Annotated in this window: 15 protein-coding genes; 9 read left to right on the top strand and 6 right to left on the bottom strand. The window is 66.3% G+C overall.

Annotated features, from left to right (window positions below; translation table 11 throughout):
* Positions 1-8: 8 nt before the first annotated feature.
* From DCN14_RS35030 to DCN14_RS35005, 6 genes are all read right to left on the bottom strand, one after another.
* The gene (locus tag DCN14_RS35030) at positions 9-1,421 is read right to left on the bottom strand and encodes a cytosine permease (protein WP_096504596.1); all 1,413 of its coding nucleotides are present in this window, start codon (positions 1,419-1,421) and stop codon (positions 9-11) included.
* Between the two features lie 93 nt (positions 1,422-1,514).
* Positions 1,515-2,984 (bottom strand): aldehyde dehydrogenase, encoded by a 1,470-nt coding sequence (locus DCN14_RS35025; protein ID WP_096504594.1) that lies wholly within the window; start codon positions 2,982-2,984, stop codon positions 1,515-1,517.
* A gap of 12 nt (positions 2,985-2,996) precedes the next feature.
* A complete protein-coding gene (locus DCN14_RS35020; RefSeq protein WP_096504592.1) occupies positions 2,997-4,034 on the bottom strand; it encodes an LLM class flavin-dependent oxidoreductase in 1,038 nt (345 codons plus the stop codon).
* A gap of 11 nt (positions 4,035-4,045) precedes the next feature.
* Positions 4,046-4,981: a flavin reductase gene (locus DCN14_RS35015; RefSeq protein WP_096504590.1), complete on the bottom strand. Its 936-nt coding sequence runs from the start codon at positions 4,979-4,981 to the stop codon at positions 4,046-4,048.
* A 2-nt stretch (positions 4,982-4,983) separates the two neighbouring features.
* A complete protein-coding gene (locus DCN14_RS35010; protein WP_096504588.1) occupies positions 4,984-5,802 on the bottom strand; it encodes an alpha/beta hydrolase in 819 nt (272 codons plus the stop codon).
* Positions 5,771-6,373: an amino acid synthesis family protein gene (locus tag DCN14_RS35005; protein ID WP_096504586.1), complete on the bottom strand. Its 603-nt coding sequence runs from the start codon at positions 6,371-6,373 to the stop codon at positions 5,771-5,773. The genes DCN14_RS35010 and DCN14_RS35005 overlap by 32 nt, the downstream gene beginning before the upstream one ends.
* A gap of 76 nt (positions 6,374-6,449) precedes the next feature.
* Here DCN14_RS35005 and DCN14_RS35000 point away from each other — a divergent pair, with 76 nt between their 5' ends.
* The 9 genes from DCN14_RS35000 to DCN14_RS34955 all read left to right on the top strand — a co-directional run bounded on the left by DCN14_RS35000 (position 6,450) and on the right by DCN14_RS34955 (position 15,356).
* A complete protein-coding gene (locus tag DCN14_RS35000) occupies positions 6,450-6,773 on the top strand; it encodes a DUF1330 domain-containing protein (RefSeq protein ID WP_240327461.1) in 324 nt (107 codons plus the stop codon).
* 128 nt (positions 6,774-6,901) lie between these two features.
* Positions 6,902-7,588, top strand: a complete 687-nt coding sequence (locus tag DCN14_RS34995) for a GntR family transcriptional regulator (protein WP_162826282.1) — start codon at positions 6,902-6,904, stop codon at positions 7,586-7,588.
* Between the two features lie 224 nt (positions 7,589-7,812).
* On the top strand, positions 7,813-8,769 hold the full coding sequence (locus DCN14_RS34985) for a flavin reductase family protein (protein WP_172441901.1): 957 nt from the start codon (positions 7,813-7,815) through the stop codon (positions 8,767-8,769).
* 163 nt (positions 8,770-8,932) lie between these two features.
* Positions 8,933-9,973: an ABC transporter substrate-binding protein gene (locus DCN14_RS34980; RefSeq protein ID WP_096504576.1), complete on the top strand. Its 1,041-nt coding sequence runs from the start codon at positions 8,933-8,935 to the stop codon at positions 9,971-9,973.
* A gap of 141 nt (positions 9,974-10,114) precedes the next feature.
* The gene (locus DCN14_RS34975) at positions 10,115-10,999 is read left to right on the top strand and encodes an ABC transporter permease (protein WP_096504574.1); all 885 of its coding nucleotides are present in this window, start codon (positions 10,115-10,117) and stop codon (positions 10,997-10,999) included.
* Between the two features lie 86 nt (positions 11,000-11,085).
* Positions 11,086-11,886 (top strand): ABC transporter permease, encoded by an 801-nt coding sequence (locus tag DCN14_RS34970; RefSeq protein WP_096504572.1) that lies wholly within the window; start codon positions 11,086-11,088, stop codon positions 11,884-11,886.
* Positions 11,887-11,897: 11 nt separating this feature from the next.
* Positions 11,898-12,995 (top strand): ABC transporter ATP-binding protein, encoded by a 1,098-nt coding sequence (locus tag DCN14_RS34965; RefSeq protein ID WP_096504570.1) that lies wholly within the window; start codon positions 11,898-11,900, stop codon positions 12,993-12,995.
* Positions 12,996-13,006: 11 nt separating this feature from the next.
* Entirely contained in the window at positions 13,007-13,714 is a 708-nt protein-coding gene (locus DCN14_RS34960; protein WP_096504568.1) for a GntR family transcriptional regulator, read from the top strand.
* 187 nt (positions 13,715-13,901) lie between these two features.
* Positions 13,902-15,356 carry an NAD-dependent succinate-semialdehyde dehydrogenase gene (locus DCN14_RS34955; RefSeq protein WP_096504824.1) on the top strand — a complete coding sequence of 485 codons (1,455 nt, stop codon included), beginning with the start codon at positions 13,902-13,904 and terminating at the stop codon, positions 15,354-15,356.
* Positions 15,357-15,375: the final 19 nt, after the last annotated feature.

Below are 15,375 nucleotides of genomic sequence, written 5' to 3'. Positions count from 1 at the left end.
TTCCCCGGTTATTTCAACGCTTCGGCAGCGGCGGTGCAGCCGCTGCGCGAATGCACGCCGTTCTTCGATGCGAACAGGTAGCAGGCCAGCGCGGTGACGACGAGGCCCACCATCCACGACACGTCCGCGCCACCGAGAATCGCCGCCCACGGGCCGTGGAAGAAGCTTTCGTCCATGAACGGCACCTGGACGGCGATGCCGAACACGTAGATCGCCAGCGCCTTGACGTTGAACGCCCCGTACACGCCGCCATTGCTGCTGATGATTTCCGCGACGCGGTAGTGGCGGTGGTTGACCAGATAGAAGTCGATCAGGTTGATCGCGATCCACGGCGCGAGCACGATGCGCAGCGCGAAGATCGCGTTGAGGAAGATCGAGATGAAGTTGCTCGACGCCCACAATGCGGTCACGGTCGACGCGACCAGCAGCGCCGCCGACACGCCGACGCGCACGTTGCGGCCCGGCACCCAGTGCGGGCGGAAAGTCTGCGCGGCGGTGATGAACGACAGCACCGCGCCATACAGGTTCATCCCGTTGTGGCCGATGATGTTGACGAGGAACAGGAAGATCAGCACGTAGCCGAACGCGCCGGTCTGGTCGCGGATCGCCTGCATCGCGTCGGTCGAATGTCCGGTGCTGACGGCGAGCACGCCGAACAGGAACGCGAAGATCGTGCCCAGCGACGTGCCGAAGTACGTGTACGCGAAAGTCTTCCCGAATCCGGCGGACGCCGGCAGATAGCGCGAATAGTCGGACGTATAGGGTGCGAAGCTGATCTGCCATACCGCACAGAGCCCGAACATCGCGAACCAGTTCGCGAGATCGAAACGGCCCTGCGCGAAGATGCGCGCGTCGAGACTCGGTGCCATCAGCGCGATGCCGATCACGAGCGCGCCACCCATGAACCATGCGCCGATCTTGTTGAAGCGGTGAATGAAGTGGCAGCCGATCACGCCGACCAGCGTTGCGAGCACGGCGCCGATGACCGTCGCGACGTGCGCCGGCACCGCGGGCACGGCCGTATGGAGCGTCTTGCCCGCGAGAATGATGTTCGACACAAAGAAGCCGAGGTAGATCAGCGTGGTGAATCCCACCACCAGCAGCGACCCGTAGCGGCCGAACTGCGCGCGGCTCTGAATCATCTGCGGCACACCGACCAGCGGCCCCTGCGCGGAGGTCAGCGCATGAAAGATCGCGCCGAAGAACTGGCCGGCCGCGATCGCGAGCATCGCGCTCGCCAGATCGAGGTGGAACACCAGCACCGACGTGGCGCCGGAAATCACGGCCAGCGGCGCGACGTTGGTACAGAACCACAGGGTGAACAGGTCGGCCGGCTTGCCGTGCCGCGCCTCCGGGGGGACATACTCGATCGAGTTGCTCTCGATCGCGAGCACGCCGCTATCGTTTTCCGCTTGCTTCATGGTGTCTCCATCTTTATTGCCGGCCCCGCCGCGCCACGCGCGGGCAGGGTCTGTACGGCTTCGAGTCGGTCTTGCCGGCGCATGCCGGCCCGCTCAACGCATCACGAACGGGTCGCCGATCGGATCGTCCGACGTGCGAAGCCACACGGACTTCGTCGTCGTATAGTCGAGCGCGGCGCTCAGGCCGCCTTCGCGGCCGTGCCCGGACAAGCCGAAGCCGCCGAACGGCACGAGCGGCGACACCGCCCGATAGGTGTTGATCCACACGATGCCCGAGCGCACGCGCTTCGACACGCGATGCGCACGCGTCAGATTGGTCGTGAAGATGCCGGCGGCGAGGCCATACGCCGTGCCGTTGGCCTTCTCGATCGCTTCCTGCTCGGACTCGAACGTATCGACCGACAGCACCGGGCCGAACAGTTCCGTCGTGATGCTGTCGGCGTGCTCGACGCCGGTGCAGTCGAGAATCGTCGGCGCGTAGTAATAGCCGTCGCGCGCCAGCTGCTTCCCGCCCACGAGCACTTTCGCGCCCTGCTGCACCGAACGCGCGACCACCGCCTCGATGTGGCGAAGCTGCCGCTCGGTACACAGCGGCCCGTACTCCGTCGCCATCTCGTTGGGCGGCCCCACGCGAATGCGCGCCACGCGCTCGACCAGCAGCGCGAGGAAGCGCTCCTTGACCGACGCCTCGATCAGCAGGCGCGAGCCGGCCACGCAGCTCTGGCCGCTCGCCGCGAAGATCGCGGCGACCTGCGCATTCACCGCGCTCTGGATATCGGTATCGGCGAACACGATGAACGGCGACTTGCCGCCGAGCTCCAGCGACACCTTCGCGAGATTGCTGGCCGTGTTGCGCACGATGTGGCGGGCGGTTTCCGGGCCGCCGGTGAACGCGATCTTGTCGACGTCCGGGTGGCCGCTCAGCACCGCGCCGCATTCCGGGCCGAAGCCGGTAACGACGTTGACGACGCCCGGCGGGAATCCCGCTTCGTGCACGAGGCGCGCGAATTCGAGCAATGGCCCCGGCGCTTCCTCGGACGCCTTGAGCACCAGCGTGCAGCCGGCGGCGAGGGCCGGCCCGACCTTGACCGCGGACAGGAACAGCTGGCTGTTCCAGGGCACGATCGCGGCGACCACGCCGACGGGCTGCCGGTCGAGCCAGACCTGCATGTCGGGCTTGTCGACGGGAATGCTGCTGCCTTCGAGCTTGTCGGCGATGCCGGCGTAGTACCGGTAGTACTCGGCGACGTACGCGATCTGGCTGGACGTCTCCCGGATGATCTTGCCGGTGTCGGTCGTTTCGATTTCAGCGAGTCGCGGCGCGGCCTGCTCGACGAGATCGGCGAGCTTGTACAGCAGCTTGCCGCGCGCCGACGCGGACAGGCCCGCCCAGCGCGGATCGGTCAACGCGCGGCCGGCGGCGGCCACCGCGCGGTTCACCTCGTCGGTACGGGCTTCCGGCATCTGCGCCCACACGGCGCCGGTCGCGGGATCGATGCTGCCGAACGTCGCGGCGCCGGGTTCGAAGCGGCCGTCGATATACAGCTGAAAATGATCATTCATGGCGTCGGCACCTCACTGGAACGCGGGCATCACGTCGCGGATCATCCGCTCGAGCGACGCCTTCTTGCGCTCGAAGCTCATCCCGGTGTCGATCCAGAACGAGTATTCGTCGAAGCCCAGCGCTTCGTAAGCCTTCAGGCGCGCGATGACTTCCGCGGGCGTGCCGATCACGTTGTTCTTGCGCATCGCTTCCGGCGTGTAGAACGGGTGGGCGGCGATTTCGTCGCGGCTCAGCGGCTTGATCATTCCGCGGCTGATCGGGCGCTCGTTCTTGAACCACGCACCGAAGTAGTTGTAGAACACGTTGACCTCGTCGGCGGCGACCTGCGCGTCCGCCTCGCTGCTCGCCACATAGGTATGACGCAGCAGCATGATCTGCGGGCGCGGCACGTCGCTGAACTTCTCGCACGCGGCGTTGAAGTGGCCGACGAGCTTCTCGACTTCCTCGTCGCCCAGATGCAGCGGCGTGACCTGCACGTTGCAACCGTTGGACACCGCGAATTCGTGGCTGTTCGGGTCGCGCGCGGCCACCCAGATCGGCGGATGCGGCTGTTGCAGCGGCAGCGGCGACGACGTGGTCGACGGGAATTGCCAGAACTCGCCTGCGTGCGCGTAGTCGCCTTCCCACAGCTTCTTCACGGCCGGAATGAGTTCGCGCATGCGCTGGCCCGCGCCCCACGCGTCGAGCCCCGGCGCCAGGCGCTCGTATTCGAACGAGTAGGCGCCGCGCGCGATGCCGAGTTCCAGCCGCCCGTTCGTGATGATGTCGGTCATCGCGGCTTCGCCGGCGAGCTTGATCGGGTGCCAGAACGGCGCGACGACCGTGCCCGTGCCGAGCCGCACGCGCTTCGTCTTGTTCGCGAGATCGGCGAGGTTGATGAACGGGTTCGGCGCGATCGTGAAGTCCATGCCGTGGTGCTCGCCGGTCCAGACGGCGTGCATGCCGCCGCGATCGGCGATCTGGCACAGCTCGACCATCTCGTCGTACAGCTGCTTTTGGCTGGTCTGGTCGGAGACGCGCTCCATGTGAACGAAAAGCGAAAAACGCATGATGTGACCTTTCAGGAAAGAAGCGGGCGGACGGTGCCGGTGCTGTGATCGCCGAAGTACAGGCCATAGCTCTTCAACTGGCTCTCCTTGCGATAGCGTTCGAGCATGCTGGCGAGCGCGCTGTCCTGGAACGCGTCGGCCTCGATGTCGTCGAGGCTCACGAATTCGCCGGCGGCGGCCGCTTCGTCCGGTGCGCTGCAGAGGAACGAGATGTACTGGTAGTGCGTTTCGGTATTGTTGTAGACCGAATAAATGAAGCTCGCCGATGCATCCGGCTGGTATTGCCTGAAGAGTTCGGCGAGCGCCTTGTCGGCGCCTTCGTTGCCGATTTCCTTCGACGGCAGCCCCCATTTGCGGTCGGCCGTCCGGACCATCAGGACCTTGTCGTCGCGCGTGATGATCGCGCTCACGATGACCTTCGGGCCGGCGATGACTTCGGCCGACAGCTTCGCCGGCGTGAAATACCCGCCGCGGTAATAGCCGAGCCCCGCGTAACCGGCGGAATGGAACGCCTCGACCTTGCCGACGATGAGCGCGTGATCGCCCGCGTCGATCACCGCGTGCGTCGTGCAGTCGAACCACGCGCTGACGTCGTCGACGAGCGGATTGCGATGCGCGCTCAGGTGCCAGCCGACCTTCGCGAAGCGGTCGTCGCTCGGCCGCGCAAAGATATTGGACAGTTCCTTTTGCCCCTCCGCGAGAATGTTGATCGCGAAATGGCCCGTGGTGGAAAACGTCTGGAAATTGCTCGACGTCTTCGCGATGCTCACGAGCAGCAGCGCGGGGTCCAGCGACACCGACGAGAACGAGTTCGCGGTGAAGCCGAGCGGCTGGCCGTCGTCGCGGGTGGTGGTGACGATCGTCACGCCGGTCATGAACGCGCCGAACGCATCGCGCAGCTCGCGGGTGTTGAGCGTCGGGGCTTCCTGGCGGGTTACTTGGCTCATGTTCACACTTCCGATTTCAGGGGTTCCGCCTGTGGCTCGGTCTGCAACCAGGCTCGCAGGGCGCGATTGACGCGCTCGGGCGCGGTCAGGTTCACCATGTGGCGCTCGTGCTCGATCACGACGGCCTTGCCGTCATGCGCGGCCTGCGCCATCTGCATGGCCATCTCGGGCGTCGAATTCGGGTCGTCCGAGCCGGTGAGCACGAGGGCGGGGCACGCAATCCGGTGCCAGCCGTCCGCATACACTTCGTCACCCTTCGCGAACGCGCTGTACGCGGTGGCGTAGCCCGCGAGGTCGACCGACTGCAGCCACGCTTCCACCTTCCGCGCGGCGGCTTGCTGCGCTTCGTCGGCGTTGAACCAGCGCCTGAGCGGCGTATCCACGTCGATGGTGCCCGAGCGCAGTTCGGCGGCGCGTTGCAGCACGGCTTCGCGCGCCTGCTCCGTGCGGCGGTACACGCCGTTCAGGACTGCCACGCGCTTGACCAGATCGGGCCGCGTGACGGCGACGCCCGCGGCGATCAGCGAGCCCATCGAGTGGCCGGCCAGGTTGACCGGGCCGACGCGCAACGCCTCGATGAACTCGATCGCCCACTGCACGAACTGCTGCAACTCGGCGCTGGCGTCAAGCGCATCGCTTGCGCCGTGGCCCGGCATGTCGACCGCGATCACGCGGCATTCATGCGACAGATCGTCGATTTGCGGATACCACGCGCTCGCCTGCATCCCCACGCCGTGAATCAGCACCAGCGGCTCGCCGGCACCGTGGTCGAGGTAGTGCGCGACGCGATTATTTGACAGCTGCAGGGTTCTTGACGTCATTTCCGAGCTCTGCGAGATCTTTGTAGCGGTCGCCGATGCGGTGATGCGGCCGGCCGGCGGTGGCGGCGCCGATGGCGATGACCAGTTCGTCGGCGGCCGGGGCGTCCGGAATCGAGAACTGGAGCGTCAGGTAATGCGAGCGACGGCCTTCGTCGTTCTTGTCCATCATCGGGATCAGCAGCGGCGCATTGGCCGGGCCGCGCGTGTTGTTGAACGCGAGGTACGACTTCGCGCCGACGGCCGTGCGATAGGTATTGCCGAAGTGCAGCGTGTGGATCAGCGCGGACGCGTGCTCGATTTCGCCGTCGAGGCCGACGATCGCGCTCTTGCCGAACGCTTCGACCGCGTCGCCCGAACCGGCTTCGTCGAGGATCAGCCGGGTCAGGTGTTCGCTGAGCTGCGGCGCGATCGCGCGAATCTCCGGCGACAGGTCCTCCACGTACCTGCGGCCGGCCCACGGGTTCTTGATCACGGCGACCGCGCCGATCATCTTCAGCGGTTTGGCAGCGACCTTGTCACCATCCACGTAGAGCGTCTCGACATGGAGGACGGATTTCCGAATCAGGCTCATGGCACCTTCCTTTCGTGCGTTGATTGTGGGATTCATTTTGGTATACCATGTTACGGCATGCCATGAGTGTTAACCCGTGTCCCGACCATTCCCGACCCTGGAGATGAAAATGACTGCGTACTGGATTGCCCACGTGCAAGTGCTGGACCCCGCGAAATACAAGGACTACACGGATATCGCGCCGCAGGCGTTCAGGAAGTTCGGCGCCGTTTTTCTCGCGCGGGGCGGCGCATCGCAGGTACTGGAGGGGGACGCGTTCGAGCGCCATGTGGTGATCCGGTTTGCAGACATGCAAACGGCGCTCGCCTGTTATCACTCGCCGGAATATCAGGCGGCCAAGGCGAAACGCGACGGGCATTGCCGCGCGCAGGTCGCGATCGTCGAGGGGCTGGAGGACTGACGGCGCCACGGCGGGCGCGATATGGAAAGCGCGATGACAGTTAGGTCATAATATGGCATTCCATGTCCGCGCCCGGCGCTTGGCCGGCGGCGGGCCATAATCGAACAATCGTTTTCCGAGTGCCGCCCATGCAAGACCTCAAGATCGACCGCAATGCCAAAACCCTGCGCGAGCTGACGCTCGACAAACTGCGCGGCGCGATCGTGCAGGGGTATTTCCGGCCGGGCGCGCGGCTCGTCGAACGCACGCTGTGCGACGAGCTCGGCGTGAGCCGCACGGTGGTGCGCGAGGTGCTGCGGCATCTGGAAACCGAAGGGCTCGTCGAGACGGTATCGCGGCAAGGCCCGGTGGTGGCGCGGCTCGATCCGGCGCAAGTGGGCGAGATCTATGAGCTGCGCGGCCTGCTCGAAGCGAATGCCGCGCGCGCCTGTGCGGAAAGCGCGACGCCCGAAGTGGTGCAGCAACTGCGCGAGATCCGCGCGACGATCGAAGCGGCGTTCGAACAGCAGGAATTGCCGCGCGTGCTCGAATACACCGAGCGCTTCTACGAAACGCTGTTCGAGGCCGCCGGCAAACAGGTGTCGCTGACGGTCGTGAAGACGCTCAACGCGCGTATCAACCGGTTGCGCGCACTGACCATCGCGATGCCGGGCCGCGGCAGCGATTCGAACAGCGAGATGAATCGCCTGCTCGACGCGATCGAGCGACGGGACGGCGACGCGGCATCGGCCGCGTCCGCCGCGCACATCAAGCGGGTTTCCGAGCTGGCGTTGTCGGCGCTCGCGCAGCAGGGCGACGCAGCGACCGACGACTGATCGCATCACGCGCGCGGGCCGCGACCCGCGCGGTTCAATCCGCCAAGGCCGCCGGCATGCAATGCCGGCGGCCTTTTGTTTTGCCCGGTGTTTTGTCCGGTTTCGTCTGCCGATTCAACTCATGGTATTCCATAATACGACGAGCATTGTTGTGGGCCATAAGATGGAATACCATAATCTCATCGAGTAACGAGTGATCACGGGAGCACGCCATGACTGAGTCGATGACCGGACAAATCGCGGAACAGGCATTCGATATCGCCGGATTCCGCCGTGCGCTGGGTGCGTTCGTCACCGGTGTGACGGTCGTCACGACGATCCAGCCCGACGGGTCGCCGCGCGGCTTCACCGCGAACTCGTTCACGTCGGTGTCGCTCGACCCGCCGCTGATCCTCGTGTGCATCGCGAAGACGGCGTCGAGCCACGCGGTGTTCTCCGCCACGCAACGGTTTGCGGTGAGCGTGCTCGCGGAAAACCAGGCGGACGTATCGGGCGTGTTCGCGTCGAAGGCGCAGGACAAGTTCGCGCAAGTGCCGTGGGGTACGCGCAAGACGGGCGCCCCCGTGATCCACGATGCGGCGGCGAGCTTCGACTGCCGCACGCATGACGTCGTGGACGCGGGCGACCACATCATCCTGATCGGGCGCGTGGTCGATTTCGTGCAGACGAATGCGTCGCCGCTCGGCTATTGCCGGGGCGCGTACGTGAATTTCAGCCTGTCGCAGGATGCGTTGTCCGCCGCCGGCGCGCGTACGCATGTCGGCGCGATTCTCGAACATCGCGACGGGCTCGTGCTCGTCGATACGCCGCAAGGCCTGCGCTTGCCGACCGGCATCAAGCTGGAGCCGGCGAGCGACGCGACGAGCCTGCGCGGCGTGCTCGCGAAGCTCGGCCTCAACGCGCATCTCGACTTCCTGTTTGCCGTGTTCGAGGCGGCCGGCGAGCGCGAGCCGGGCGTCCACGTCTATTACCGCGGCCGCGTGATTCCCACCGGTTCGCCGTGGTTCGACGACAGCATTCGCATCGTGCCGCTCTGGCAGATTCCGTGGGACGAGATCGCCGATCACGCCGTGCGCTCGATGCTCGAACGCTATGTGCGCGAACGCAGGCAGGACGCGTACGGCATCTACGTCGGCGATTCGGACGCCGGGACGGTCCAGGCGCTGGCCCACGCGCATTGACGGCGCCGGCCGATGCCGGCGTGCCGCGCGCGGGCCGCGGCGAAGCCATGAAAACAAGATCGAGAAGCCGGCGCGGCTGACGTCGCCGGCCTGAATACGCGCGCTCGAATGACCGCCGCCCCGGTGGCCGCGAGCCGCATCCGTTTCCCCTTGGAGAGAGACCATGAGCAGCAGAAGCATCCCGCGTCTTGCAGCATCGCGTCTGGCCTGTATCGTGCCGTTGGCCGCCTTTTGCACGGCGCCGGCACTGGCCGCGGACCCGATCGTGTTCACGAGCTGGGGCGGCACGACCCAGTCGTCGCAACAGAAGGATTGGGCGCAGCCGTTCACGCAGGCGAGCGGCATCAACGTGCTGATGGACGGGCCGACCGACTACGGCAAGCTCAAGGCGATGGTCGAGAGCGGCAACGTCAGCTGGGACGTGGTCGACGTCGAGGGCGACTTCGCGTACGCCGCGCAAAAAGCCGGCCTGATCGAGCCGATCGACTACGCGGTGGTGAACAAGGCCGACCTCGACCCGCGCTTCACGACGACGTCCGCGGTGGGCAGCTTCTACTACTCGTTCGTGCTCGGCTACAACAAGGCGAAGTACACCGCCGCGCAGCCGCAAACCTGGGCGGACCTGTTCGATACGAAGCGCTTCCCGGGCAAGCGCACGTTCTACAAGTGGTCGGCGCCGGGCGTGCTCGAAATCGCGCTGCTCGCCGACGGCGTGGCGCCCAACAAGCTGTATCCGCTCGACCTCGACCGTGCGTTCAAGAAGCTCGACTCGATCAAGGGCGACATCGTCTGGTGGAGCGGCGGCGCGCAGTCGCAGCAGCTGCTCGCGTCGGGCGAGGCGCCGATCGGCATGTTCTGGAATGGCCGGCTGCATGCGCTGGCGCAGACCGGCGTGCCGGTGGGCATTTCGTGGAACCAGAACCTGACCGCCGCCGACATGCTCGTGATTCCGAAGGGCGCGAAGCATCGCGACGCGGCGATGAAGTTCCTGGCCGCCGCGACGAGCGCGCAGGCGCAGGCGAAATTCGCGGCCGATACGGGCTATGCGCCGATCAACGTGAAGTCGGCCGCGCTGATGCCGCCGGCGATCGCGAAGACGCTGCCCGACCAGTACAAGACTTCGCAGATCAATCTCGACATGAAGTACTGGGCGGAGAACCGCGACGCGATCGCGAAGCGCTGGTACGCGTGGCAATCGAAGTAAGCCGGCCCGTCACGATCGCGCCGGCACGCATGTCGGTCAGGATTGCAGATCGACGCGAGCCGGCCGGGTCGACCAACGAATCCGCATGGGGCCGGGGTATCGGGCGCGGACGCGCCGACGCCGGCCGACACAGGAGACACCATGCCCAACGTATTGAGTACCGTCGCGCATCCGCCCGCGGCAGCCGCGCGCAAGCGGCGCGACTGGCGCAGCATCCGGCTGCTGGCGCCCGCGATGCTGCTGCTCGCGATCTTCTTCCTGTTGCCGGTGCTGTCGCTGCTGTTGCGCAGCGTGCTCGAGCCGACGGCCGGGCTGCACAACTACCAGCAACTGCTCGGCTCGACGACGTATCTGCGCGTGTTCGGCAACACGTTTCTCGTCGCGACGGTCGTGACGCTCGTCACGCTGCTCGTGGGCTTTCCGATGGCGTGGCTGCTCGCCATCGCGCCGCGCAAGCTCAGTGCCGTGCTGTTCGCGATCCTGCTGCTGTCGATGTGGACCAACCTGCTCGCGCGGACGTTCGCATGGATGGTGCTGCTGCAGGAGACCGGGCCGATCAACCGCGCGCTGATGGCGATCGGCGTGATCCATGAACCGCTGTCGCTCGTGAACAACCTCACCGGCGTGACGATCGGCATGACGTACATCATGCTGCCGTTTCTCGTGATGCCGCTGCATGCGACGCTGCGCGGCATCGACCCGTCGACGCTGCGTGCGGCGGCCGTGTGCGGCGCGAGCCGCTGGCAGGCGTTCTGGCGCATCCTCGTGCCGCTCGCGATGCCGGGTGTCGCGTCGGGCGCGCTGATGGTGTTCGTGATGGCGCTCGGCTACTTCGTCACGCCCACGCTGCTGGGCGGCCCGTCGTACATGATGCTTGCCGAGCTCATCGCGCAGCTCGTGCAGGAACTGCTGAACTGGGGCCTCGCCGGTGCCGCGGCTTGCGTGCTGCTCGCCGTGACGCTCGGGCTCTATGCGTTGCAACTGCGCTTTGCGGGCCGTGCGCGCGCAACCGCGGGAGGCCGCTGAGATGAAACACCCCCCACGCTCACTACGTTCGCTGCCCCCCAAGGGGGCGTCAGCCTCCCTTGGGGCGGCCCGGCGGGAGGACTGACATGTTGCTCGATTTCGATCGCCTGGGCGCGCTGCGCTGGATACTCGTGGCCGTGGGCGCGGCCGTCTCGCTGTTTCTGCTGCTGCCGATCGTCTTCATCGTCGCGCTGTCGTTCGGCGATTCGCAGTGGCTGATCTTCCCGCCGCCGGGCTGGACGCTCGAATGGTATCGGCAGCTGTTCACCGATGCGGGCTGGATCGATTCGCTGCTGACCAGCGTGAAGCTGGCCGTGATCGTCACCGCGCTGTCGGTGTCGATCGGCTTTCTCGCGTCGCTGGCGCTGGTGCGCGGCAAGTTTCGCGGCCGCGAGGCGGTGCGGGGCTTCTTCCTCACGCCGATGGTGCTGCCCGTCGTCGTGCTCGCCGTCGCGCTTTATGCGTTCTTCCTGCGCATCGGCCTGAACGGCACGATGACCGGCTTCGTGATCGGCCACCTGATCATCGCGCTGCCGTTCTCGATCATCTCGATCAGCAACTCGCTCGTGAGCTTCGACACCGCGCTCGAGGACGCCGCGCTGATCTGCGGCGCGTCGCCGCTCACGGTGAAGCTGCGCGTCACGCTGCCCGCGATCCGGCTCGGCCTGTTCGCCGCCGCGATCTTCGCGTTCCTCGCGTCGTGGGACGAAGTCGTGGTGTCGATCTTCATGTCGAGCCCGACGCTGCAAACGCTGCCCGTGCGGATCTGGGCGACCTTGCGGCAAGACCTGACTCCCGTCGTGGCGGCCGCGTCGTCGCTGCTCGTCGGATTGACGACCGTATTGATGCTGGCGGGCGCCGTGGTGCGCCGCGCACGCGCTCACTGAGGGTACCCGCCATGACTGCTTTCCTGCAAATCCAGCGCCTGCGCAAGACCTATGACGACGTCGTCGCGATCGACCAGGTTTCGCTCGACGTGCGCAAGGGCGAATTCATGACCTTCCTCGGGCCGTCCGGCTCGGGCAAGAGCACGACGCTCTACATCGTCGCGGGCTTTCAGGCGCCGACCGACGGACGCGTGCTGCTCGACGGCAAGTCGCTGCTGTCGGTCGCGCCGAACCAGCGCCACATCGGCATGGTGTTTCAGCGCTATACGCTGTTCCCGCATCTCACCGTGGGCGAGAACGTCGCGTTTCCGCTGCGCGTGCGCCGCCGGCCTGAAGCCGACATCCGCGCGAAAGTCGAGCAGATGCTGAAGCTCGTGCATCTGGCCGAGTGCCGCGACCGCATGCCCGCGCAGCTCTCCGGCGGACAGCAGCAGCGCGTCGCCATCGCACGCGCGCTGGCCTACGATCCGCCCGTGCTGCTGATGGACGAGCCGCTTTCCGCGCTCGACAAGAAGCTGCGCGAGGAAATCCAGCTCGAATTGCGCCGCATTCACCAGGAAACCGGCGTGACGATCCTGTACGTCACGCACGATCAGGAGGAAGCGCTGCGCCTGTCGGATCGCATCGCCGTGTTCAACCAGGGCCGCATCGAGCAGGTCGGCACCGGCGAGGAACTGTATGCGAACCCGGCTTCGCGTTTCGTCGCGAGCTTCATCGGCAACTCGAATTTCCTGCCGGTCAAGGTGACGAAGCACAGCGGCGGCCGCATGAGCGGCGTGCTGCCTAACGGCCTAGAAACGGCGTCGGACGTGTTCCACCCGACGCTCGCCGTCGGCGACGAAGGCGCGCTGATGATCCGCCCGGAACAGATGCGGCTGAGCTCGCTGCAACACGCTGGCGGTTCGGGCGGCGCGGCGGGCCTGCCGGTGACCGTGCGCGACGTCACCTATCTCGGCGATGCGATGCACTACGCGGTGGCGACGCCGTGGCAGCAGGAGATCTCGATCCGGATGCCGGCCGCGCATCGCCACGACAGCGGCATCGTGATCGGCGCGCAGGCGCGGGTCGACTGGGACGCGCGCGACGTGCGCCTGTTCGCGCAAGCCTGACGGCGACGATCATGCGTCCCGCACTGCCGTCACTGAAAGTCCAGCGGCCCGCCGCCACGCTGCGGGAGCTTGCGCTCGAGAAAATGCGCAACGCCATCCTGGACGCGCATTTCCAGCCGGGCGAGCGCCTCGTCGAACGCTCGCTGTGCGAGATTCTCGGCGTGAGCCGAACGGTCGTGCGCGAGGTCCTGCGGCATCTGGAAACGGAAGGCCTCGTCGATTCGGTATCGAACCAGGGGCCGATCGTCGCGGTGCTCGACTTCGCCACGGCGGCCGAGATCTACGAAATCCGCGCGCTGCTGGAGGGCGAGGCGGCGATGGCCTGCGCGCAGCATGCCGACGCGGCGCTCGTCGCGGATCTGGCGGCCTGCATCGACACCATCCGGGCCGCGTTCGACGCCCAGGATCATCAGGCGGTGAAGGCGCTTACGTCGGCTTTCTACGAGCGCATGTTCAGCGCCGGAAAAAAGCACGTCGCGTGGGAGATCGTGCAGTCGTTGACCGCACGCATCAACCGCTTGCGTGCGCTGACGATCGCTTCCGACGATCGCGGCACGCAGGCGGTCGACGAAATGCGCGCGATTCTCGCGGGCATCTCGTCGGGCGATGGCGCCGCGGCGCGCGAGGCGGCCATCGCACACGTGCACCGCGTGGCCGAGATCGCACGCAAGCTGCTGGCTCAGGGGCACGAGAGCGCTTCGTGGCGTCAGGCGGGATGATGCGCTCGGATTCGCGGTGGATGACGCGATGAGCATCGCATGGAATCCGGTTTTCACGGGATGACGCTCGTTCGCATTGCGAAATGACGCGACTGAATCGCAGTCGCGCGGCGATTGAATTTTTATGGACCAGGCCATGCCCGGTCCGACACACGCATTTTTATCTCCGGAAGGAACGATCGTGGAATTGAATACGCTGTTGAAGGATCCGGCGCTGTTGCGCCAGCACGCTTACATCGACGGTCGATGGCGCGAGGCCGACTCGGGCGCAAGCTTCGGCGTGATCGACCCGGCAACGGGCGCAACGCTCGGCAGCGTCCCGTTGATGGGCGAAGCCGAGACATCGCGCGCGATCGATGCCGCGAACGCCGCATGGCCGGCGTGGCGCGCGACGACGGCGAAGGAGCGTGCGCGCATCCTGCGCCGCTGGTACGAGCTGATGATCGAACACGCGGACGATCTCGCGCTGATCCTCACCGCCGAGCAGGGCAAGCCGCTGGCCGAGGCGAAGGGCGAAATCGTCTACGGGGCGTCGTTCATCGAATGGTTCGCCGAAGAAGGCAAGCGCGTGGCGGGCGATACGCTCGCCACGCCCGCGTCGGACAAGCGCCTGGTGGTGGTCAAGGAGCCCGTCGGCGTGTGCGCGGCGATCACGCCGTGGAATTTCCCGAACGCGATGATCACGCGCAAGGTCGGGCCCGCGCTGGCCGCCGGCTGCCCGATCGTCGTGAAGCCCGCCGAAGCCACGCCGTTCTCGGCGCTCGCGCTGGCCGTGCTGGCCGAGCGCGCTGGCGTGCCGAGGGGCGTGCTCAATATCGTCACCGGCGACCCGAAGGCGATCGGCGGCGCCATGACGAGCAGCCCGGTGGTGCGCAAGCTTTCGTTTACCGGATCGACGGGCGTCGGCCGGCTGTTGATGGCGCAAAGCGCGCCGACGGTGAAGAAGGTGACGCTCGAACTGGGCGGGAATGCACCGTTCATCGTGTTCGACGATGCGGATCTGGACGCCGCCGTGGCCGGCGCGATCGCGTCGAAGTACCGCAACAACGGGCAGACGTGCGTGTGCACCAATCGCTTTTACGTGCATGACCGGGTGTACGACGCATTCGCCGCGAAGCTGGTCGAGGCGGTGAAGGGCCTGAAGGTCGGGCACGGCACCGAAAGCGGCGTGACGCTGGGGCCGTTGATCAACGACGCGGCGCTGACCAAGGTCGAAGCGCACATCGCCGATGCACTCGGCAAAGGCGCGACGCTCGCGACCGGCGGCAAGCGGCACGCACTCGGGCAGGGCTTCTTCGAGCCGACGGTGCTGCTGAACACCACCGCGCGGATGGACGTCGCGCGAGAAGAAACGTTCGGGCCGCTCGCGCCGCTGTTCCGCTTCTCGAGCGACGAAGAAGTGGTGAAGCTCGCCAACGACACCGAGTTCGGGCTGGCCGCTTACTTCTACAGCCGCGATGCCGGGCGCGTGTGGCGGGTTGCCGAGCAGCTCGAATACGGGATGGTGGGGATCAACACGGGGCTGATTTCGAACGAGGTCGCGCCGTTCGGCGGCGTGAAGCAGTCGGGGCTGGGACGCGAAGGGTCGCACTACGGGATCGATGACTATCTGGTCATCAAATATCTGTGCATGGCGGTTTGATCGCGGGGATTTCGATTCC

Source organism: Burkholderia sp. IDO3 (assembly GCF_003366075.1).
Taxonomy (GTDB): domain Bacteria; phylum Pseudomonadota; class Gammaproteobacteria; order Burkholderiales; family Burkholderiaceae; genus Burkholderia; species Burkholderia anthina.
This window is presented reverse-complemented; position numbering and strand designations above follow the sequence as displayed.